Annotated in this window: 16 protein-coding genes and 1 riboswitch; of the genes, 2 read left to right on the top strand and 14 right to left on the bottom strand. The window is 66.7% G+C overall.

The features are described from left to right. Positions 1–344: 344 nt before the first annotated feature. From btuB to A7D17_RS22065, 9 genes are all read right to left on the bottom strand, one after another. Entirely contained in the window at positions 345–2,222 is a 1,878-nt protein-coding gene (gene btuB / locus A7D17_RS22105; protein ID WP_064511086.1) for a TonB-dependent vitamin B12 receptor, read from the bottom strand. A 117-nt stretch (positions 2,223–2,339) separates the two neighbouring features. Further along, positions 2,340–2,566, bottom strand: a riboswitch (cobalamin riboswitch). A gap of 518 nt (positions 2,567–3,084) precedes the next feature. Continuing rightward, positions 3,085–4,371, bottom strand: a complete 1,287-nt coding sequence (locus tag A7D17_RS22100) for an O-acetylhomoserine aminocarboxypropyltransferase/cysteine synthase family protein (protein WP_064511085.1) — start codon at positions 4,369–4,371, stop codon at positions 3,085–3,087. A 208-nt stretch (positions 4,372–4,579) separates the two neighbouring features. Then, on the bottom strand, positions 4,580–7,165 hold the full coding sequence (clpB, locus tag A7D17_RS22095; protein WP_064511084.1) for an ATP-dependent chaperone ClpB: 2,586 nt from the start codon (positions 7,163–7,165) through the stop codon (positions 4,580–4,582). A 186-nt stretch (positions 7,166–7,351) separates the two neighbouring features. Continuing rightward, positions 7,352–8,185: an ATP-binding cassette domain-containing protein gene (locus A7D17_RS22090; protein WP_064511083.1), complete on the bottom strand. Its 834-nt coding sequence runs from the start codon at positions 8,183–8,185 to the stop codon at positions 7,352–7,354. Continuing rightward, the gene (ssuC, locus tag A7D17_RS22085) at positions 8,182–8,976 is read right to left on the bottom strand and encodes an aliphatic sulfonate ABC transporter permease SsuC (RefSeq protein WP_064511123.1); all 795 of its coding nucleotides are present in this window, start codon (positions 8,974–8,976) and stop codon (positions 8,182–8,184) included. Before ssuC ends, A7D17_RS22090 begins: the two co-directional genes overlap by 4 nt. Positions 8,977–9,022: 46 nt before the next feature. Next, the gene (locus tag A7D17_RS22080; protein WP_239692273.1) at positions 9,023–9,940 is read right to left on the bottom strand and encodes an aliphatic sulfonate ABC transporter substrate-binding protein; all 918 of its coding nucleotides are present in this window, start codon (positions 9,938–9,940) and stop codon (positions 9,023–9,025) included. Between the two features lie 182 nt (positions 9,941–10,122). Beyond that, positions 10,123–11,163 carry an L-glyceraldehyde 3-phosphate reductase gene (gene mgrA / locus A7D17_RS22075; protein ID WP_064511081.1) on the bottom strand — a complete coding sequence of 347 codons (1,041 nt, stop codon included), beginning with the start codon at positions 11,161–11,163 and terminating at the stop codon, positions 10,123–10,125. A gap of 16 nt (positions 11,164–11,179) precedes the next feature. Next, positions 11,180–12,508 (bottom strand): LLM class flavin-dependent oxidoreductase, encoded by a 1,329-nt coding sequence (locus A7D17_RS22070; RefSeq protein ID WP_064511080.1) that lies wholly within the window; start codon positions 12,506–12,508, stop codon positions 11,180–11,182. 67 nt (positions 12,509–12,575) lie between these two features. Next, a complete protein-coding gene (locus tag A7D17_RS22065) occupies positions 12,576–14,786 on the bottom strand; it encodes a TonB-dependent receptor (protein ID WP_064511079.1) in 2,211 nt (736 codons plus the stop codon). Between the two features lie 304 nt (positions 14,787–15,090). Between A7D17_RS22065 and A7D17_RS22060 the strand changes: the two genes are divergently transcribed. Continuing rightward, complete coding sequence (locus A7D17_RS22060; RefSeq protein ID WP_064511078.1) at positions 15,091–15,399, top strand: GIY-YIG nuclease family protein; 309 nt, start codon at positions 15,091–15,093, stop codon at positions 15,397–15,399. A gap of 45 nt (positions 15,400–15,444) precedes the next feature. Further along, the gene (locus A7D17_RS22055; RefSeq protein ID WP_064511077.1) at positions 15,445–16,152 is read left to right on the top strand and encodes a glutathione S-transferase; all 708 of its coding nucleotides are present in this window, start codon (positions 15,445–15,447) and stop codon (positions 16,150–16,152) included. 219 nt (positions 16,153–16,371) lie between these two features. Here A7D17_RS22055 and A7D17_RS22050 read toward each other — a convergent pair whose 3' ends face one another. The 5 genes from A7D17_RS22050 to A7D17_RS22030 all read right to left on the bottom strand — a co-directional run bounded on the left by A7D17_RS22050 (position 16,372) and on the right by A7D17_RS22030 (position 21,732). Further along, positions 16,372–17,187 carry a DUF3014 domain-containing protein gene (locus A7D17_RS22050; protein ID WP_064511122.1) on the bottom strand — a complete coding sequence of 272 codons (816 nt, stop codon included), beginning with the start codon at positions 17,185–17,187 and terminating at the stop codon, positions 16,372–16,374. A gap of 266 nt (positions 17,188–17,453) precedes the next feature. Continuing rightward, positions 17,454–18,623 carry a lysozyme inhibitor LprI family protein gene (locus A7D17_RS22045; RefSeq protein ID WP_064511076.1) on the bottom strand — a complete coding sequence of 390 codons (1,170 nt, stop codon included), beginning with the start codon at positions 18,621–18,623 and terminating at the stop codon, positions 17,454–17,456. Then, positions 18,620–20,221 (bottom strand): SulP family inorganic anion transporter, encoded by a 1,602-nt coding sequence (locus A7D17_RS22040; protein ID WP_064511075.1) that lies wholly within the window; start codon positions 20,219–20,221, stop codon positions 18,620–18,622. Before A7D17_RS22040 ends, A7D17_RS22045 begins: the two co-directional genes overlap by 4 nt. Positions 20,222–20,356: 135 nt before the next feature. Continuing rightward, on the bottom strand, positions 20,357–21,292 hold the full coding sequence (locus A7D17_RS22035; protein WP_064511074.1) for an FG-GAP repeat protein: 936 nt from the start codon (positions 21,290–21,292) through the stop codon (positions 20,357–20,359). Next, complete coding sequence (locus A7D17_RS22030) at positions 21,259–21,732, bottom strand: DUF3574 domain-containing protein (RefSeq protein ID WP_064511073.1); 474 nt, start codon at positions 21,730–21,732, stop codon at positions 21,259–21,261. The genes A7D17_RS22035 and A7D17_RS22030 overlap by 34 nt, the downstream gene beginning before the upstream one ends. Positions 21,733–21,769 lie beyond the last annotated feature (37 nt).

Here is a 21,769-nt window from a genome sequence, read left to right as displayed (position 1 = left end):
CCATCCATCCGCGCGATGCGAGGCAATGGCCGGGTACGCATGCGCGATGCCGCCTGCAGATGCCCTGGTGCGCTGCAGGCGCGGCGGCGCTGCGGGATTCCACGGCGCTTCAAAAACGCAACCGCAGGTGGGGCAACACAGGGAGCGACGCAGCCGGCCAGGGCCGCAGTGTAGCGGCCCCGTCTTGCCGGGCCACCCGCCCCGCTGGCTGCATTGCCCGTTTCATCCGCTGCGGGGTAGTGCCTGCCTCAACAACGATCTTGCGCACGGGAATGGCCCTTATGGCGACCCGTCGACACCGGCCGCCTGTCTACCTCAAGGAACCGCGCAGTGTTTGCCGCGTCTCACTGCGCCGGCTGGTAGCGGAAGGTCAGCAGGTAGTTGCGTCCCGGCTGTGCGTACCAGCGTGCGGTTTCGTACTGGCGGTCGAACACATTGTTGGCGGTGAACTGCACCTTCCAGTCTGCGTTCACTGCATAGCTCACGCGCAGATCCAGCAAGCCGTAGCCGGCCAGTTGCTCGGTATTGGCCAGGTCGTCGTAGCGCTTGCCCGACCCGAACAGGCTCGCGCCCACGCCGAACGCGCCAAAGTTGCGGTCGGCATCGATCCGCCCGCTCTGCCGTGCGCGGCGCGGCAACCAGTTGCCATGATTGACCTCGCCATCGGCCTGCGGCTGCAGCCAGGTCAGCGCGCTGCGCAGGGTCCAGCCGGCCAGCTCGGTGTCGTAGCCGGCTTCCACACCGCGGATGCGCGCCTGGTCGATGTTGTTCGGCTGCCCAAACGGATGGGTGGCATCCACCAGCCCCGCATCGTAGGCAATCAGATCGTCGATACGGGTCTGGAAGGCATTGAGCGTCCACACGCCCCAGTCGTAGCTGCCACGCAGGCCCAGCTCGGCACTTTTGGAGGTTTCCGGCCCCAGCAGCGGATTGCCGTAATCGGGGTAGTACAGCTCGTTGAAGGTGGGTGCCTTGAACGCAGTGCCATAGCTGGCGGTCAGGCGCAGATGCTCGGCAACATCCCAGCCCCACAGCAGGCTGCCGGTGGTTTTGCCGCCGAACTGGCTGTTGTCGTTGCGCCGCAGGCTGGCCTGCAGCGACTGGCGACCGAAGCTCTGCTGCCACTGCGCAAACGCGGCGCGGTCGATCCGGCTGTCGGCATCGTAAGTGTCGCTGCTGGCGATGGCATCGCGCTGCCAGTCGAAGCCAACCGTGAGCAGGCCGGGCGCGGTGGTGATGTCGGCCTGCAGCGAGCCCTGCTTGCGGCGCGTGTCGTAGGTGGACAGGTACGCGCCGTCGTAATAGCTATCGCTCAGATCGGCGCTGCTACCCAGGCTGGCGGTGAATTTGAGCGCGTCGCTGGGCGCATAGCGCACGCGCCCGCCCACGGCCTGCTGCACGCCTTTACCCAGGTTGCCGCCAAAGGCCGAGCCGTCGTATTCGTTGCGGCTCTGCGCGCGCAACGCATGCACATCGGCATCCCACTGTCGGTTGAAGCGCCAGCCGCCCTGCATGCTCAACGAATCGTTGCGATAGCCATCGCGGTCCGGATCGTAGGCACTGGAGCTGGTATCCAGATACGCATTGATGCCATCGGTTTCGTCATGCACGGCGTTCACCGAATACCAGCCGCCGGCCTCGCTCAGATCGCCCTGGCTGCGCCCGGCGACACCGGCGCCATAACGGCGCGCATTGTCGCTGCCGGCCGCCACGCTGAGCGTGGGCACGAAGCTGCCTTGCGGGCGACGGGTAAAGATCTGGATCACCCCACCCAATGCCTCGGAGCCGTACAGGCTGGAAAACGGCCCACGCACGATTTCGATGCGCTCGATCTGCTCGATCGGCAGGTCCTGCAGCGCCGCGCCACCGGACGTGGCCGAGCCGATGCGCACGCCGTCGATCAGTACCACCAGATGATCCGACTCGGTGCCGCGCAGGAACAACGAGGTCGCCTTGCCCGGGCCACCGTTATTGGCCAGCGACACACCGGCTTCGCCACGCAGCAGGTCCTGCAACGCGGTGACCTGGCGGCGCTCGATCTGCGCGCGGTCGATCACGGTGACCGGCGCCAGCGTCTGGTCCTGGGTCTGTGCGGTGCGCGAGGCGGTCACCACCACTTCGTCGAGATCGATGGCGGCCTCGGCCTGGGCCAGATTGGCCACGCACAGCGACAACCCCACGGCCAGCATGGCGCGAGACGGCAAAACGGAAGAAACGGACATCGACTGCTGCTCCTGGAACCGCGCCTACCCGCGCGGGGGCAATGGGGTCGGCAGGCAGCAACGGGCCAGGCGTCCGGCGCGCGCGCACCAGATGCACAAGGCCACGCCCACCGCGTGCCGGGTCAATCCCTTCAGGCCGGTCTCCGGGCTTGCGAGCGGAAGCTTGGTTGCTTCCCGGATCCGCGCCTTCCCATGCACAGCACAGTGGCTTTACCTGCGGACCCTTGCCTCGCCCACCGTTGCGGGGGCAGCTCCGGACTTGCGCCTCGCCAAGGCGATGCGCGCACCGGATTCCCGTTTAAACCACCGGCCAGCCGGCAGTCACCTCAGGGGCGCGCATGGTAGCAGGATTGGCGGCGGCGCCTCGGAGGTGCGCGGCAACCGGCCAGGCGCAGCGCCGGATGAGCGGAGACGCATGGAGCTGTCAGTGGCTGCAATGACACACGCGTCGCCACGCGCCTTCAAAGGTGAAGTACCGCCTACTCTCCATGCCCCCGGCTCGTGCCAGCAGCACGCACGAGCCGAGACACACGTACCGGTAGCCGCAAGCGGTGCCGTAATGCCCCGACCCGAGAAGAGCTTCATGCCGCGCTTCAACGGCGTGTTCACGGTTCCAGGTCATGGAAGCAACGTGCCGAGGCGGCAGCGTGGCTGGGGATTGGCGGAGAGCGGCACAAGGATGTGCCGCGGCGGCGAGTCAGACAGAATGTCTGACCGAGCCGAGGAGCCAGTCCCCGGCCGCGCTGCCGCCCCTACCGAAGCCGCTACCGACAGGCATCGTGCTTCGCCGTACCCTCACCCCAATCCCACTGCCGCAGGGAGAGGGGCTCCCCGTTCTTGCTTATGAAGATGGCTGAAAACCTCACGCTCTCTGCAGCGCCTGCTCCAGATCCGCCAGCAGGTCATCGATATGCTCGATCCCAACCGACAACCGCACGGTGTCTTCGCTGACGCCGGCATGTTCCAGTTCGGCCGGCCCGAGCTGGCGATGGGTAGTGGATGCCGGGTGCGTCGCCAGCGACTTGGCATCGCCGATATTCACCAGCCGGGTAAACAGCTGCAGCGCATCCAGAAACCGTGCACCAGCCGCGCGCCCACCGGGCAACCCGAAGGTCAGCACGCCCGAGCCGTGCCCGCCCAGGTACTTCTGCGCCAGCGCGTGCTCGGGGTGATCGGGCAGCGCCGCGTAATTGACCCAGGCAACGCGCGCATGCTGCTGCAGGTAGCGGGCAATCGCCAACGTATTGGCATTGATGCGCTCCATGCGCAGCGGCAAGGTTTCAATCCCTTGCAGGATCAGGAACGCATTGAACGGCGACAACGCCGCACCGGTATTGCGCAGCGGCACCACCCGCGCACGGCCGATGTAGGCGGCCTCGCCCAGCGCCTCGGTATACACTACGCCGTGGTAGCTCACATCCGGCTCGTTGAGGCGCGGGAAGCGCGCCTTGTGTGCGGCCCACGGAAAGCGCCCGCTGTCCACGATCGCACCACCGATGCTGTTGCCGTGTCCGCCCAGGTATTTGGTCAACGAATGCACCACGATGTCGGCACCGAAGTCGATCGGCCGCAGTAGCGACGGCGTGGCCACAGTGTTGTCCACGATCAGCGGCACGCCGTGCGCATGCGCTACCGCGGCAACGGCTTCGATGTCGGTAATATTGCCGCGCGGGTTGCCGATCGACTCGACGAACACCGCCTTGGTGCGGTCGTCGATCAGGCCGGCGAACGCCTGCGGATCGCGGTAGTCGGCAAACCGCGTACTGATGCCGAACTGCGGCAGCGTATGCGCGAACAGATTGTAGGTGCCGCCATATAGCGCACTGGACGAGACGATATTGTCGCCCGCCTCGGCGATGGTCTGGATCGCATAGGTCACCGCCGCCTGCCCCGATGCCAGCGCCAGCGCCCCGATGCCGCCTTCCAGCGCAGCGACACGCTGCTCCAGCACGTCGTTGGTGGGGTTCATGATGCGGCTGTAGATATTGCCCTGCACCTTCAGGTCGAACAGGTCCGCACCATGCTGGGTGTCGTCGAAGGCATACGCCACGGTCTGGTAGATCGGCACCGCCACCGCGCGCGTAGTCGGGTCGGGGCGATAGCCCCCATGCACGGCGATGGTTTCGGGTTTCCACTGCGGATCGGTCATGGCACGGCTCGCTCTCGGAAAGAACGCCGACGATAGCCGCGACCCCTGATTCCTTCCCAAATCAGTGGTGATGACCTCATGCCACCGCGTTGTAAGCACAACTGATGCGCCGCGCCAGTCCGCATAACGCAAACGGGCACTACCTGCGCAGTGCCCGTTTGATACATCAACCATCTGCGCCGATGCGACGCGCGCCCATGACCAATTCTCAGCCTTTCATAAACGCCAGCCGCCCGCCGTCGCTGCGCACACGCACGGTGTCGCCGCTGAGATAATGGCCAGACAATATTTGCTGGGCCAACGGGTTTTCCACCTGCGACTGGATGGCGCGCTTGAGCGGGCGCGCGCCATACACCGGGTCGAAGCCGACATTGCCAAGCAGCTCCAGCGCCGCATCGTCCAGGTCCAGCTTGAGCCCGCGCTCGCCCAGTCGTTTCTCCAACCCCTGCAGTTGGATGCGCGCGATCGATTTGATCTGCGCCTTGTCCAGCGGATGGAACACCACGATGTCGTCCAGCCGGTTGATGAACTCGGGGCGGAAGTGCGCCTGCACCACGCCCATCACTGCTGCCTTCATCTGCGTATAGGCCTCGGCACTGCCGTCGCCGGACAGTTCCTGGATCTGGTGCGAGCCCAGGTTGGAGGTCATCACAATGACGGTATTGCGGAAATCCACCGTGCGTCCCTGGCCATCGGTCAAACGGCCATCGTCGAGCACCTGCAACAGGATATTGAAGACATCGGCATGCGCCTTTTCGACCTCGTCCAGCAGGATCAACGAATACGGACGACGACGCACCGCCTCGGTGAGATAACCGCCCTCTTCATAGCCCACGTAGCCCGGAGGCGCACCGATCAGGCGCGACACCGAATGCTTCTCCATGAACTCGCTCATGTCGATGCGGATCATCGCTTCGGTGCTGTCGAACAGGAAGTCCGCCAGCGCCTTGCACAACTCGGTCTTGCCCACGCCGGTGGGACCTAAGAACAGGAACGAACCACTCGGGCGATTGGGATCGGACAGGCCGGCGCGCGAACGCCGCACGGCATCGGACACCACCTTGATCGCCTCGTTCTGGCCGACCACGCGCTGATGCAGCTCGTCTTCCATGCGCAGCAGTTTGTCGCGCTCGCCCTCGAGCATCTTGTTGACCGGAATGCCGGTCCAGCGCGACACCACCTCGGCGATTTCCTCGGCGGTCACGCGGTCCTGCACCAGCTTGAAGTCGTGGTGCTCCACTTCGTTGGCCAGCAGCATCTGCTTTTCTAGCTGCGGCAATACGCCGTACTGGATCTCGCTCATCTTGGCGTAGTCCTGCCGGCGCTGCGCCGCTTCCAGCTCCAGCTTGGCGTGCTCGATCTGCTCCTTGATCTTGGTGGTGCCCTGCAGCGCGGCCTTCTCGGACTTCCACACCTCGTTGAGATCGGAGAACTCGCGTTCGAGCTTGTCGATGTCGCTTTCCAGGTCGGCCAGGCGCTGGCGCGAGGCCTCGTCCTTTTCCTTCTTCAGCATCTCGCGCTGGATCTTGAGCTGGATCAGGCGGCGCTCCAGGCGATCGAGTTCCTCCGGCTTGGAGTCGATCTCCATGCGGATGCGCGATGCGGCTTCGTCCATCAGGTCGATGGCCTTGTCCGGCAGCTGGCGGTCGGTGATGTAGCGGTTGGATAGCGTAGCCGCCGCAACGATCGCCGGGTCGGTGATCTCCACGCCGTGATGCACGGCATAGCGTTCCTTCAACCCACGCAGGATCGCGATGGTGTCCTCCACCGTCGGCTCGCCCACGAACACCTTCTGGAAGCGGCGCTCCAGCGCGGCATCCTTTTCGATGTACTTGCGATATTCGTCCAGCGTGGTGGCGCCGATGCAATGCAGCTCGCCGCGCGCCAGCGCCGGCTTGAGCATGTTGCCGGCGTCCATCGCGCCATCGGCCTTGCCCGCACCCACCATGGTGTGCAGCTCGTCGATGAACAGGATGATCTGGCCTTCGTTCTTGGACAGGTCGCTGAGCACCGCCTTGAGGCGTTCTTCAAATTCGCCGCGGAATTTGGCGCCTGCGATCAGCGCGCCCATGTCCAGCGACAGCACGCGCTTGCCGCGGAGGCCTTCGGGGACTTCGCCGTTGATGATGCGCTGGGCCAGGCCTTCGACAATGGCGGTCTTGCCCACGCCGGGCTCGCCGATCAGCACCGGGTTGTTCTTGGTACGCCGCTGCAACACCTGGATGGTGCGGCGGATTTCCTCGTCGCGGCCGATCACCGGATCGAGCTTGCCGCTTTCGGCACGCGCGGTCAGGTCGATGGTGTACTTCTCCAGCGCCTGGCGCTGTTCTTCGGCGTTTTCCGACTGCACGGTCTCGCCGCCGCGCAGCTTGTCGATGGCCGCTTCGATCTTCTTCTTGTCGCCACCGGCCGCGCGCAAGGCCACGCCCAGCGGGCTGGCATCGTCGGCAGCGGCCAGCACGAACCACTCACTGGCGATGAAGGCATCGCCATGCTGCTGGGCGAGTTTGTCGGTCTGGTTGAGCAGGCGATTGAGATCGTTGCCGATCGACAGATTGCCTTCCTGGCCGGACACCTTGGGCAGCGTATCCAGCGCCTCGCCGAGGCGCTCGCGCAGCAGCGGCACATTGACGCCGGCCTGCGACAGCAAGGGGCGCGTGCTGCCGCCGCTCTGGTCGAGCAGCGCGGCCAGCACGTGCACCGGTTCGATGATGTTGTGGTCGCGTCCCACGGCCAGCGACTGTGCGTCGGCCAGTGCCTGCTGGAACCGCGAGGTGAGTTTGTCCATCCGCATGGGGATTCCTCTGAACGGGTGGCCGGCAAGTCCGGCGATACCGAGCAGATGCGGTTTCCAGGCGGCGTTTCAAGATGCGCTGCGACACGAAAGCGTGGCGGACGCCAATCAGCCTACCTAGGCGCCCAGCGGCACCAGGCATGCGGCGCCCGACGCCCGTGCCGTGGCGACCGGCGGCCGGGCGCCCTAGACGATCCGACGCAGTGTCCCTCCTGGCCGCGCCGGAGCGGTACGCACGGCGCCACCCCGACCGGCATCGACCTCTCCGGCAGCCACCGATGCCTCCACCGGCCCACCTCCCAGCAGGCGCGAGAGCACCTGGGCCTGGGTCGCCGCCAGCGCCGGCATGCCTGGCGTGCGCGGGTGCGCCACCGGCACGTCCACCTCCAGGCCGACCTGGCCGTGCTCGATCACCACGATGCGATCGGCCAGTGCACAGGCCTCGGCCACGTCATGGGTGACCAGTACCAGGGTGAAACCGTACTGACGCCACAGCTGCACGATCAGCTGCTGCATCTCGATGCGGGTGAGCGCATCCAGTGCGCCCAGCGGCTCGTCCAGCAGCAACAGCCGCGGCCGATGCACCAGCGCACGTGCCAGTGCCACCCGCTGCCGCTGGCCGCCCGACAGCGCCGCCGGCCAATCGCCTGCACGCGCGCCCAGTCCCACCGCATTCAGTGCGGCCTGTGCCTGTGTGCGCCCGGCGCGGCCCAGCCCGAGCGCCACGTTGTCGATCACGCGCTTCCACGGCAGCAGGCGCGCATCCTGGAACATCAGCCGCACCGCATCGCGCTGCGCCGCCAGCGGTGCATCAGCGCTGTCGACGCTACCGGTATCGGCCGCCTCAAGTCCGGCGATCACCCGCAGCAAGGTGCTCTTGCCGCAGCCACTGCGCCCGACCACCGCCAGGCAGGCGCCAGGCGCGATGTCCAGATCGATCCCGCGCAACACATCGGCCTGACCATAGCGCTTGCCGATCCCGCGCAGGCGCAGCGGCAGGCCGTTCTGGTGGGTGGTCATCGCTGCACCTGGGTGCGCTGTTGCTGCGCTGGATGCCAGCCCAGCCACCAGGCTTCCAGTCCGCGCGCGGCCAGGTCGGCCAGCTTGCCGAGCAGCGCGTACAACACGATCGCCACCACCACGATATCGGTCTGCAGGAATTCGCGTGCGTTCATTGCCAGGTAACCGATGCCGGAGCTGGCCGAGATGGTTTCGGCCACGATCAAGGTCAGCCACATCAGCCCCAATGCGAAGCGCAGCCCGACCAGAATCGACGGCAGCGCGCCGGGTAACAGCACGTCGACGAACAACTGTGGCCCGCGCAGGCCGTAGTTGCGTGCCATCTCGATCAGTGCCGGGTCCACGCTGCGGATGCCGTGATAGGTATTGAGATAGATCGGGAAGAACGTGCCCAGCGCCACCAGAAACAGCTTGGCGCCTTCATCGATGCCGAACCACAGGATCACCAGCGGAATCAGCGCCAGATGCGGCACGTTGCGCAGCATCTGCAGGCTGCTGTCGAGCAGCCGCTCAGCCACCCGCGACACGCCGGTCAGCAGGCCCAGCGCCAGCCCGATACTGCCGCCGATGGCCAGCCCCAGCGCCGCACGCCAACTGCTGATGGCCAGGTGCTGCCACAGCTCCCCGCTTTGCACCAGCGTGGCCGCTGCGCGCAGTACCGCATCCGGCGCCGGCAGGATGCGCTCGGGCAGCCACCCGGTGGACGCGGCGATCTGCCAGGCCGTCACCACCGCCAACGGCAGCAGCCATGGCACCAGCCGGCTGCTCCACTGGCGCAGCGGCGTACTCATGCGCGCACCGGCCGGCTGCAGCGCTGGATCGAGGTCGGTGTGCGCATCACTTTCGTGCAGCCTGTGCGGTAACGCTGGCGGGCGCACGCCAGACCGCCGGTGCCACCAGCACGCGTTTGGGCAACAGGCGCTGTGCGAAGAACAGATCGGCGGTGGCCTGCTGCGCCTTGATCACCTGCTCGCTCAGCGGCTGCACGCTGGCCGGCGGGCGATGCGCCAAGGTGCGCTCCACCACCGCAGGCGACAGCCCGCTCACCTGTGCCAGCACCTTGATGCTGCCGGCGCGGTCGCGTTCCAGCAACCCATCGGCCTGGTTGAGCGTGCCCAGCACCTGCTGCACGAACGGGCCCCATGCCGTGGCATAGCGGCGCGAGGACAGGAAGAACCCGCCGGTCAGTCCCAGCCCCTCGCCATTGGCGAGCAGACGCGCGCTGCCGTCCAGCGTCAAGGCCGAATACCACGGGTCCCAGATCGCCCAGGCATCCACCTGCCCGGCCGCGAATGCGGCGCGCGCGTTGGCCGGCGACAGGTACAGCGGCGTGATGTCGCGCATGCTCAGCCCGGACCTGGCCAACAGCCGCAGCAGCAGGTTGTGCGCACTGGAGCCCTTCTGGAAGGCAACGCGCTTGCCCTTCAGGTCGGCCACACGCCGCAGCGTGCTCTTGGCCGGCACCAGAATGGTCTCGGCTTTCGGCGTGGGCGGCACCCAGCCCACGTACAGCAGATCCGCGCCGGCCGCCTGTGCGAACAGCGGCGGGATATCGCCGGCACCGCCCAGATCGATGCTGCCCACGTTCAACGCCTCCAGCAACTGCGGGCCGGCCGGAAATTCCACCCAGGTGATCCTGGTGCGCGGAAAACGCTGCTCCAGCAGCCGATGCTGTCTGGCCAGCACCAGGCTGGAGACCGCCTTCTGGTAGCCAATGCGCAATTGCGCCGGTTCTGCCGCCGCAGCCACCTGCATCCACACAAGGCTCAGCAACACCAGCGCGGCGATGCGCCTGGCAAACGCCGCCGCACCCCTGCGCGCCAGCCCGGCGTCAACTGCAGCACTGACCGCTCCCGAGGGCCTTGCCGCATCGACCGGCGGCCTTGCCATCGCGTGTCTACGCATTGCTGCAACCTCATGGCGCATCGATACCCTCCTCATTGCCAATCGGTGGACGGTTTTTCCCAGAGGTTGATACCGCCCTCGACCGCGTAGCGGTCGATCTCGGCCAACTCTTCCGGGCTGAAATGCAGGTTCTGCAGCGCCGCCACGTTCTCCACCAGTTGCTCCGGGCGGCTGGCACCCAGCAGCGCCGAGCTCACGCGCGCATCGCGCAACACCCAGGCCAGCGCCAGCTGGGCAAGGCTCTGCCCGCGCTGGCGCGCGATGCCGTCCAGGCCACGCGCACGCCGCAGATTGTCGTCGGACAGGTGCTCCGGGCGCAGCGACTGACCGCCCGGGCGGTTGACCCGCGCATCGGCCGGCACGCCCTGCAGGTACTTGCCGGTGAGCAGGCCCTGCGCCAGCGGCGTAAAGGCGATCACGCCGGCGCCGAGGTCGGCGGTGGTGTCCAGCAGGTCCTGCTCCGGCCAACGGTTGAACAGGTTGTAGGCCGGTTGATGGATCAGCAGCGGCACCTTCCACTCGCGCAGCAACGCTGCAATGTCGCGCGTGCGCGCCGACGAATACGACGACACGCCCACATACAGTGCCTTGCCCTGTTGCACCGCACTGGCCAGTGCACCTGCGGTTTCTTCCAGCGGCGTATCCGCATCGAAACGGTGCGAATAGAAAATGTCCACATAGTCCACGCCCAGCCGTTGCAGGCTCTGGTCCAGGCTGGACAGCAGGTATTTGCGCGAACCGCCGCCCTGCCCGTACGGGCCCGGCCACATGTCCCAGCCGGCCTTGGTGGAAATGATCAATTCATCGCGATACGGCCTGAAATCCTCGCGCAGCAGGCGGCCGAAGTTGATTTCCGCGCTGCCATACGGCGGGCCGTAGTTGTTGGCCAGGTCGAAATGGGTGATGCCCAGATCGAATGCCGTGCGCAGCAACGCACGCTGGGTGTCGATCGGTGTGCTGTCGCCGAAGTTGTGCCACAGGCCCAGCGACAGCGCAGGCAGGACAAGACCGCTGCGGCCGACACGGCGGTAGGCGATGCGGTCGTAACGATCGGGATGTGCGAGATAGGTCATCAGAGTGTCCGGTAGATCAGCGTGCGCTGAAGCGATTGGCGGGGCGTGCCAGCCCCAGATGATCGCGCAAGGTACGCCCTGCATAGTCACGCCGGAACAGGCCGCGCCGCTGCAGCTCCGGTACCACGTGCGCAGCCACATCGGCCAGGCCTGCAGGCAGATGCGGCACCAGCACGTTGAAGCCATCCGCGGCCTCGCCTTCGAACCAGGCCTGCAGCTCGTCGGCAATCTGCGTGGGTGTGCCGATCAGGCTGTAGTGCCCGCGCCCGCCGGCGATACGCCGACCGAGCTGGGCAATGCTCAATTGCTCCTGTCCGGCCAGCTCGGTGAACAGCTGCTGGCGGCTGCGCTGGCCGGTTTCGGTCAGCGGCAATTCCGGCAGCGGGCCATCGGGCGGATAGCCGGATAGATCGAAGTTGCCCAACATGCGCGACAGCAGGGCGATGCCCACCTCCGGCTCCACCAACTGCTGAAACTGCTCGAACTTTTCCTGCGCTTCGGCCTGGCTCTGTCCCACCACGATGAACACGCCGGGCAGCACCTTCAACGCGTCGCGCGGCCGGCCGAACTGCTCCAGCCGCCCCTTGATGTCGGCATAGAACGCCTGTGCCTTGGCCAGCGACGATTGCGCGGTGAACACCACCTCGGCAGTCTCTGCCGCCAATGCGCGCCCCGGCTCGGACGAGCCGGCCTGCACCAGCACCGGATGGCCCTGCGGAGCGCGCGCGATATTGAGTGGCCCACGCACCTGGAAATGCGCGCCGCGGTGGTCGAGCACGTGCGCACGCGCCGGGTCGTGATGCCGGCCGGCCGCCTTGTCGGCGATGAACGCGTCGTCATCCCAACTGTCCCACAGGCCGGCCACCACGTGCTGGAATTCGCGCGCCCGCGCATAGCGCTCGGCATGCACGTAATGCGCATCGCGATTGAAGTTGAGCGCTTCGTCGGCGGCATCGGAGGTGACCAGATTCCAGCCTGCGCGCCCGCCGGACAGATGATCCAGCGAGGCGAACTTGCGCGCCACGTGATATGGCTCGTTGTAGCTGGTGGTCATGGTGGCGATCAGCCCGATACGCTCGGTCACCGCGGCCAGCGCGCTGAGCAGCGTCAGCGGCTCGAACAGGCTGGAACGCGCCATGCGTGGCGCGATCGGCCCGCCAGCGGCGGCCAGGCTGTCGGCGACGAACACCGCATCGAACTTCGCGGCTTCGGCGATGCGCACCATCTCGCGGTACTGCGCAAAATCCAGCGTGTCTGCGCTCACCTGCGGGTGACGCCACGCCGCCACGTGATGGCCAGTGGCCATCAGAAAGGCCCCCAGCGACAACTGACGCTGCCCGCTCATCGCCACTCACCGCAGGCCACGTAAGTACTGTGATCGAACACGTCTTGCCACTCCATCCACTGCATCCTCAGAAATCCTTGTGCACTTGCAGGCCGACATAGCGCCGGTCATCGCGCGGCACCAGCCGGTAGACATTGCCGGTGGCATTGGCCAGAAGCGGCGCATACGCCCGGTCGCCCAAATTGCGGCCCAGTACCGCCACCCGCCAGCCATGTGCGTCGTCGGCCAGCGCGATGCTGGCGTTCCAGATCGCGTACGGCCCCTGGACGGTCTGGGGAGTCTGGCTGAGGTCGTACTGCACGCTGTCCTGCCAGCTCACATCGCCGTTCAACTCCAGCGCCAGGCTGCCACGCAGCGGCACGCGATACGCCGCGCGCAGGTTGCCCTTCCAGTCCGGCGAAAACGGCAGCGGCCGGCCGTCGACGTTGCAGTTGGCCGCCGCCGCTGCCGGGCACGCAAAGCGCTGGATGCGGGCCTGCGTATAGGCCAGTGACGACGCCAGGCTCAGCCGCTCGGTGGGCCGATACTCCAGATCCAGCTCCAGGCCCTGCGTGCGGACCTGCCCGGCGTTGATCAGCCGGGTCACCACCTGCCCCGCCACGGTGTCGAAGAAATTGGCCTGGTAATTGGCGTAGTCGGTATGGAACAGCGCCACGTTCGCGCTAAGCCGGTCGTCCAGCGCACGCGCCTTCAGGCCCAGCTCCCAGGCGTTGGAGGTTTCCGGCTTCAACGCCGGCGTATCGCGCGGCTGCATGTTGAAGAATACGTTGTAGGCCGGGCCCTTGTAGCCGCGCGAATAGGTGAGATACCCAGTGGTGTGCGCATCGATGTCGTACTGCAGGCCGGCACGCCCGGACACGCCATCTTCGGTAGTACTGCCGGCGCTGGCGGTCGCCGGCTGGATCCCGGTGACCGCCGTGGCGGAGCTGGATACGCGCTGGTGCCGGTACTCCAGCGTATCGCGGGTGACACGCGCGCCCAGCAAGGCGCGCAGGTCCGGCCGCCAATGCCAGGTCGCCTCGCCGAATGCCGCATAGGTGGCTGCCCGCGTGGCGTAATCGGCCACGCCCACGTTGCTGGCGGTTGGCGTCGTCACGGTGCGGCGATAGGTTTCGTCGTTGCGCGCGTGCAGGTAGTACAGGCCGGCCACGGCTTCCACCGCACGGTCGCGCGGGGTCTGCACACGCAGCTCCTGCGAATACTGCGTGTATCCGAGGTCGCCACGGTCATGCGAAGACGGAAACGCGGCGCTGCGCTGGGCAGTGCGGTCGCCATCCTGGAACTGGGTGTTGTCCCATTGCCGCCACGCGCTGATCGAGGTCAGCAGCACCTCGCCAATGTGCTGGTCCAGCTGCAGCGAGGCGCCCTTGTTGGTGTCGTCCAGGAATGTGCGGTAATCACTGTTGATCTGCCGGTTGTCTGCACTGGCACGCACCGGCGCGAGCGCGGCGGCAAAATCGGCGCGCGTGCTGGCCACCACCACGCCGCTGGGCGCATCGCCGTGAGAGCGCAGGTAGTCGGCAAGCAAGGTGGCGCTGACGTCCGGCGTCGGGGTCAGGTCCAGGCGCAGCCGCGCACCGGCACGCCGGTAGCCGTTGACGGCCTGGCCATCGGCCACGTTACGCACGTTGCCGCCGTAGTCGGCCCACAACGCGGAAACGTTCGCCTTCAGCATTTCCGGCACCAGGGCGCCACCGACGCTGGCGCGGACGCGGTCCTCGCCGCCGCCACCGAAGTGCGCGTAGTCGACGTAGCCACCAACCACGTCCGGGGCCGGCTTGCTGACGATATTGAGCACGCCGGCCGATGCGTTCTTGCCGAACAGGGTGCCCTGCGGCCCGCGCAGGACTTCGATGCGTTCGACATCCAGCAGATCCAGGGTGGCCTGGCCGGGACGGCCCAGCACCACGCCATCGATCACCGTGGCCACGCTGGGCTCCACGCCCGGGGAGGTGGAGATGGTGCCCACGCCACGCAGGAACAGCGAGGTGTCCTTGTTGGAGGCACCGGTGCGGAACGTCAGGCTGGGCACCAGGGCCGGCAGATCGGCCACGCTGTTGCGATTCTCGCGCTCCAGACTCTGGCCCTGCACGACCGAAACCGCCACCGGCACCTGCTGCAAGGTGGTTTCGCGGCGCGTGGCGGTGACCTTCACCGCACCCAAGGTCTGTGCGGCTCCCTTCGGTGCAGCAGCGGCCTCGCCTACGTCATCGGCGAAGGCCGGTGCACATGCCAGGGCCAGGCTCCACGCCAGCACCTGCGGCTTTCCAAACACCATCGATGCAGAGGCGCTCCTTGCAGGAAGCCGGTGGTGCACGGGCATGTAGGTCCTTTTGTCTGGCGGTGGCCGGTATGGGAGGCGAAGCTGCAGGCCGATCCAGCACCCTGAGATGGCCGGCAACGGCGAAGCCATCTCAAGCGTGCGTGGTGCTACGGCATGCTGTTTGCACACGCTGCAAGCGTCAAATAACCAATGTTTGGGTGCTTATTCACCCCGGCAGTGCGGAGTTGACCGCAGGCGCCGCCGGGCAGTCACCGCCGCGAACCCAGCGCATGCTTCACCGAAGGGCGATAATGCGCGGATGGATGCACCCAAGCCCTGGTATCTCTATCTGCTGCTGTGTCGCAATGGCAGCTATTACGCCGGAATCACCAATGACCTGGAGCGGCGCTTTCAGGCGCATCTGCGTGGCACCGGTGCGCGTTACACACGCGCCAACCCGCCATTGCAATTGCTGGCCAGCCACCCGTATCCGGACCGTGCCAGCGCCTCGCGCGCCGAGTGCACACTCAAGCGGCAGCCGCGCGCGCGCAAGCTGGATTGGCTGTTGACGCAGCCGCACGCCATCGCTGGGTCACAGGCTGCTGACACCTCGATCACGCCCGCCTAGCCACGTCTTCCCTACGCTGCAGCGACCCCCACCGCGGAGTCGCGCATGCACTATCAGCTCTATTACTGGACCGGCCTGCAGGGCCGCGGCGAATTCGTGCGCCTGGCCCTGGAAGATGCCGGTGCTGCCTACACCGATGTGGCGCGTGTCGAGGGCGACGACGTCATGACTCCCTTCATGGAGGGCAAGCAGCCCGGCGCGCAGCCGTTTGCCCCGCCCTTCCTGCAGGCAGGCGATGTCGTGGTGGCGCAGGTGGCAGCGATCCTGCATTTTCTGGGTCCGTCGCTGCAGCTGGTCCCCGATGGCGACGCGCAGCGCCTGCAGGCGCTGCAACTGCAAATGACCATCGCCGATCTGGTGGCAGAGGTACACGACACCCATCATCCGATCGCCACCGGCCTGTACTACGAGGACCAGAAAGCCGAAGCCGCCAAACGTGCCGAAGATCTGCGCAACAAGCGTCTGCCAAAGTTTCTCGGCTATTTCGAGCAGGTGGTGCAGCAGGCTGGCGGGACCTCTGCGTTGGGCGTGCACTCGTACGTGGATCTGTCGCTGTTTCAGCTGCTCAGCGGGCTGGGCTACATGTTCCCGAAGCGGATGGCGACGTTGGCGACAGACATCCCGGGTCTGCGTGGAGTACAACAGCGTGTGGCAGCACGCCCACGGATCACCGCCTACCTCGCCTCCGAACGGCGCGTGGCGTTCAACACCAACGGCATCTTCCGCCACTATCCGGAGCTTGATGCTGCGTAGGCACTGGCATGGGAACATGCGGCAGCGTTCGGCCGCAGCGTCACCGGCCAAGCAGCGGCTTGCGCGACGCGCCTGAAAGGCTGCGCTCCTGCGAATCGCGTGCCCAGCTGATCCATCGGGCGTCGCCTGCCTGTAGCGATGCGGCCGATGTCACGTGCGGCCACAGACGCGCCTGCATGACCGCAGGCGCGCAGATCGAACCCACGGCCGGACGCTGGATCAGCGCGTCCGCAACAAGGCCGCACGAATGCGCTGCAGTTGCGCCTTCACTGCCGACGCCTGCTGTGGCCCCAGCCGCACGATGGCCTTCTGCCCGACCGACAATCCTTCCAACGCCGGGTCCACGAAGCGATAGCGGCCACGTTCATCGCGCACCACCGCAACCGGCTGCGTTGGGTCCGGCGTGCGCAACAGGTGGTCGATCACGTCGATCACGCGGTCGTTGAAATAACGGTCCGGTGCGCCCAGGTTGGCGTAGGCCTGCTGAAACAGTGGGTAGAAGCGCACATAGCTGCGCACCATCGCCTGCGCATCCACGCTGGTGAATGCAGCGACATACGGTGCGTAGCGGCTGGCATTGGCGTGATCGATGACGCTGCGATCGGCAGCAGGGGTCACCTGCAGCTCACCCGGGACCGGCTGCAGCACCAAGGCGCGGCGGCTGATGCTGGGCTGGGTGAGGTTGTCGATCATGACAACCACGCGTTCGATCAGGTGCGGCCGCAACACGAGCGACAGTGCTGCGTCGTCGGATACCAGATCCTGCAGTGCCTGCCATGCGGCGTCATCGCTCTGCGCCAATGCGGGAATTGCAGCGTCGGCGGCATCGGCCGATGGCGCCTGCACCGGATGTCGCGGCGCGGCGGGGGTGGGAGGCGATGGAGCGACCGCAGCAGCCACGGCGTTGGCAGTTTGGCTGATGGGTGCAGGCAGCGCGCCCGATGTCTCGCGTGGCCCGCTGAACAGCCACCAGGCGGCGCCGGCAATCAATGGCACGGCCAATAGCCACGGCCAGCGCGACGGATTGGTTTGCATCATGGAACTCCTTGCATCGACAACATCCAGGGTATGACCATCGGATGTTGCAAGGGTTCCATCGATCTGCCGCCGCAGCGCATTCATCGTCGCGAGCATGGCAACGCGGCGCGCATGAGCGCCGTAAACGTCTCGCCAATTCCGCAGGGGCGCTCCATCCGAACGCGCGGAACGCCCGCTCTTAGGCAGGCATCCCAACACATGCTCTACCGTGCAATCCGAAGCAATGGCGCACGAGGCGAAGCACCAGGCCATTCGCCCTGCCTTCAACCGGCGAAGTTCAGCCGCGCATTCACCCAGGCCGCGACGATCGCAGCAGCCGCCTCATGGGCCTGTTTTTCCGGCAAGCGCTTTTCGCGCACCAGCCATGCGGCGGTATCTGCGCGCACGTTCGGCAGCAGCGCGCGCACCGCCTTGCGATCTGCGGCGGGCCAATCACCGTCATCGCCCCTCCAGGCGGCAATCGCCTTGTCGGGGTCATCTCCGTAGCGCTTGCGCAAGGCCGGTTGCAGATACAGCAGCGGCGACACCGATGCACGCAGCGCAATTACCCGCCACTCGGCGTAACTGGCATAGCGGATGGTGCCGGCGTCCTTGCTCAAGGCTTCGATCAAGGAATCGAAACCATCGTCCAGCTGCTTCCAGCTGGGCAGCGCAAACAGCCCGCCCGGCGCCTCGCAGACCGGGGCGAACGAGTCGCGCGTGGATCCGTACAACGGCCCGAATGCCTCGTACGCCGGCTCGCCCAACGCCGCGAAGATGAAGCAATGCACGTAGGGGCGGTTGCCGCTGCCATCGCGCTCGATCCACATGCGCAGCAGCAGGAGCACCTTGTTGGGATCCTGCGCATCAGGGCCTGCCGCGGCATCGTCCAGCAGCGAAACAGCAAAATCGTCGACCTTGCGCAAGGCCTTACGCGCGCTATCGAAGCGCGCCGTCGCCAGTGCGTCATCCACGCCGGCAGCCGGCACGAACTGATGCAAATACGCCAGCCACGCCGACGCCAGCGGAGCGTCGTAAGCCTGCAACTGGCGCGCCGCCTCGGCAGGCTTGGCGGGAATGCCGGCAATGCTGCGGTCCAACACCTGTTGCTGGGCGGTGAGGGCCTTGGTCAGCACATCGGCCCTGGTGGTGAGGCTGCGCTGCAGACAGTCGTCCGGCTTGGCATCCTGCGCGCAGGCATTGCGCTGCCGCAGCCAGGCGCGTTGCTGATCACGCACGCCGGCCACTGCGGTGCGCGGCGTGGTCTGCACCAGCTCCTGGTAGCTCTCGTCCAGCTGCTCGTCCAGCAGGTCAAGCGCCGGCACCGCGCACAGGCGTTTTTCTACCGGTGTGCTCGCCCGCTTGCAGTCGAACGAGGCTGCCCACGCATGGCTGGCACCCAGTACCAACGCAGCGCCAAGCAACCACTGCAGCGCGCATGATCGGCGTGTCATTGCACAGCCTGCTTGCGCGCCGGCAGCAGCGACAGCAATAACAAGGTCACTGCCAGCGCGACATAGGCGCCGACGAACTGCCAGCTGATCACCCGCGCCAGCCCCTGCAGCGACCAGGGCAGATAGATGCCGCCACGCGGGTCTACCGAGTGGATCAACCCGAACAGGGTCAGCCCCGCGGCGACCAACAAAAACACTGCGCCGCGCCGCAACCTGCCATCGATCATCGCCGCCACCGTGGCGATCCACAGCATCGCAGTGATGATGAAGCCGTTGCCCAGCGCAAAGATCACTGCCAGTTCCGGCAGGCCATGTCCATCCACCTGCGTGGTCAGCGCCACCAGTTGATCCTGCGCGATCCAGCCCGGCGCCTTGATGGTCAGCAGGTAAGCCACCGATGGCAGGAACCCCAGCACCATGGCGCCGGCATGCTGTTTGGGCGTGGCCTGGAACGCCTGCGTGGTGATGTCGATCGACACGTACACGATGATCGGTGCCAGCACCGCCAGCGGCAGCCACTGCACCAACCCGCTGATCACGCCCAACATGCCGCCGAGGCCGACAAACAACCCTGTCAGCAACGTATAGCCGGTGCGCGCGCCCATGTGCTTGTACGCGGGCTGGCCGATGTAGGGCGTGGTCTGCGCCACGCCGCCGCAGACACCGGCCACCAATGTGGCGAAGGCTTCCACCAGCAGGATGTCGCGGGTGCGGTAATCGTCGCCGGCTGCGCGTGCGCTCTCGCTGACGTTGATGCCGCCCACCACCATCAACAGGCCGAATGGCAGCAGCAATGGCAGATACGCCACCGTGGCCGGCAATCCATCGATGAATCCCAGGTTCGGCAGCGGCAGCACGATCTGCGGCGGCGTCCAGGCCGGCACGGCGAAGCCCGGCGCGCCCAGCCCGGCCAGGCCGAGCCCGTAGTACAACGCAGTGCCGATCACGAACGCCACCAGCACGCCCGGCAATTTGGTCGGCAGGCGGCCCTTGGCCAGCAACACGTACAGCAGCAGGCCCAACGTAACGAAGCCGGCCACCGGCGAGCGCAGGGTTTCCAGCAACGGCAGCAGACCCATCAGTACCAGCGCAATGCCGGCGATGGAGCCGAGCAAGGCCGCACGCGGCAGCGCGCGCGTCACCGCCTCGCCCACGAACGACAGCACCAGCTTGAGCAGGCCCATCACCACCAGTGCGGCCATGCCGAGTTTCCAGGTGGCCAGTGCGGCGGCCTGCGGGTCCAGCCCCTGTGCCTTGAAGCCCGCAAACGCCGGGCCCAGCACCAGCAGCGCCATGCCGATGCTGGTGGGCGCATCCAGGCCCAGGGGCATCGCGGTGACATCGTCGCGCCCGGTGCGTGCAGCCAGCCGCCGCGCCATCAAGGTGTAGAGCAGGTTGCCCACCAGCACCCCGAACGCAGTGCCGGGGAACATCCGCCCGAACACCACCTCGGCGGGAAACTGGAAGATGCCCACCAGCGCCATCGCAATGAAGCCCAGGATGGAAAGGTTGTCGACCACCAGGCCGAAGAAGCCATTGAGGTCGCCGGCGACGAACCAGCGCGGCGATGCCGCAGGACGCGAAGAGGGAACCGACATGAGAACCAGGGAGCGTGGGGGTCGAGCGATGGTAGCCGCTGCCTCCCGGGCGCGACAGCGCTGCGGTGGATCAGAGCATGCCGCAGTGGCCACGCTGGCGCCGGGCGCTTGCCGCGGCGACGGACCAGCACTGCGTCATGGCATCGCCTCGTCGGCGCGGATCCAGCCCTCGATCACGCCGTGGCTGGCACTGCGATAACGCACCAGCACCCGTGATTGGTCCGCGCTCACGTCCAGTGCCTGCAGGCGATCGCCCTTGATCAGATACCGCCGCGTGGCCGCCGCAGTGGCTGTGGCATACAACGGCAGCCGCGGCACCTGCACCTGGAACGTGGCCGGCCTGGGCGCATCCAGACTCTGCCCGATCGCCTTGTCGATCACCGCACCGTGCGCATCGAAGCGCGGCCACACCGAGAACGGCATGCCGTCCTCGGTGCCTGGGCCCAGCACTTCCTGGATGGCAGGCGACTCGATGCGCTGCTGGGTCGTATACACGTACAAGCGCCCATCGGGGGCATAGCGATAGACATCGCTGTACCACATCGGGCCGCTACGACAGGAACTGCTCAGGCTGCGCTGCTGCAGGTCCGGAGTCAGGTTCCAGAACCCCTCACACTGCACTGCAGGCCGCGCGGGCGCCGTCAGCAGGCGAAACCGTCGCTGCGCCGAGTCGTACAGAAACACACGCGTGGCCTCGTTGACCTGTCCGAGCATCGCGGTCACCGCCAGATCCGGATAGCCGTCGAAGTTGTAATCGTCGCTGTGCACGCTGCCGGTGGCATTGCCGTCGTCCAGGTCCGCATCCAGCCATTGCTCCTGGCTGCCGGGCTGCACCACCACATGCAGGCGAGTGCCCTCCAGTGTGGCGCGCGCCCGGGTGTGTGCGTCCAGCATCACGTCCTCGCCAACTGCAGCCGCCGCTGCCGCACCTGGCAGCAATCCCGCTGCCATCGCAAGGCCGAACGCCATCGTGCGCATGCGCCAAGCCTGCCGGCGGCGCAACACGGTACGGACGGCGCGGCCTGCCGGAACCGTGCTCAGAACGACACTTCCACCGGCTGCCGCGACCACAGGACCGACTGGTGCCCGGTGGCCTGCTTCCAGGCCAGCCGGATCGCCTCGATATCGTTGCGCCGCTGCGGAGTGTCTTCATGCAGGATCACCAACACCTTGGTGCCCAGCCGGTTCGGCTCCTTGGCGCCGCGAAACAGCCACTGGCCGTAGGCATCGAACACGGTCAGCCCATCGGGGAAGCGCGGGGTCACCTCCTTGTCAAGGAACGCGCGCCACTGCGCTTCGCCGATGGTGCGGGTCTGCGGGCGATCCGCCGGGCCGGTTTCCTCGCCTACGCCGAAGTACAGTTCGCTACGCACCCAGCCGTGCGCCGCCGCCGGCCGCGCCGCATCGCCCTGCAGACTGGCGGTGGTCGAGGCCGGTGCACTGGCAGGCGTGGTCGCGCAGGCGCTCAGGGCCAGCATGGCGGCAAACAGGCAGGACGGCAGCAACTTCATCGACTTCTCCACAACAGGTTCGGGGGCAGGCTCATGC

Source organism: Xanthomonas floridensis, from assembly GCF_001642575.1.
Classification (GTDB): domain Bacteria; phylum Pseudomonadota; class Gammaproteobacteria; order Xanthomonadales; family Xanthomonadaceae; genus Xanthomonas; species Xanthomonas floridensis.
The sequence above is the reverse complement of the archived record's forward strand: the minus strand, read 5'-3'. Positions and strand labels throughout refer to the sequence as shown.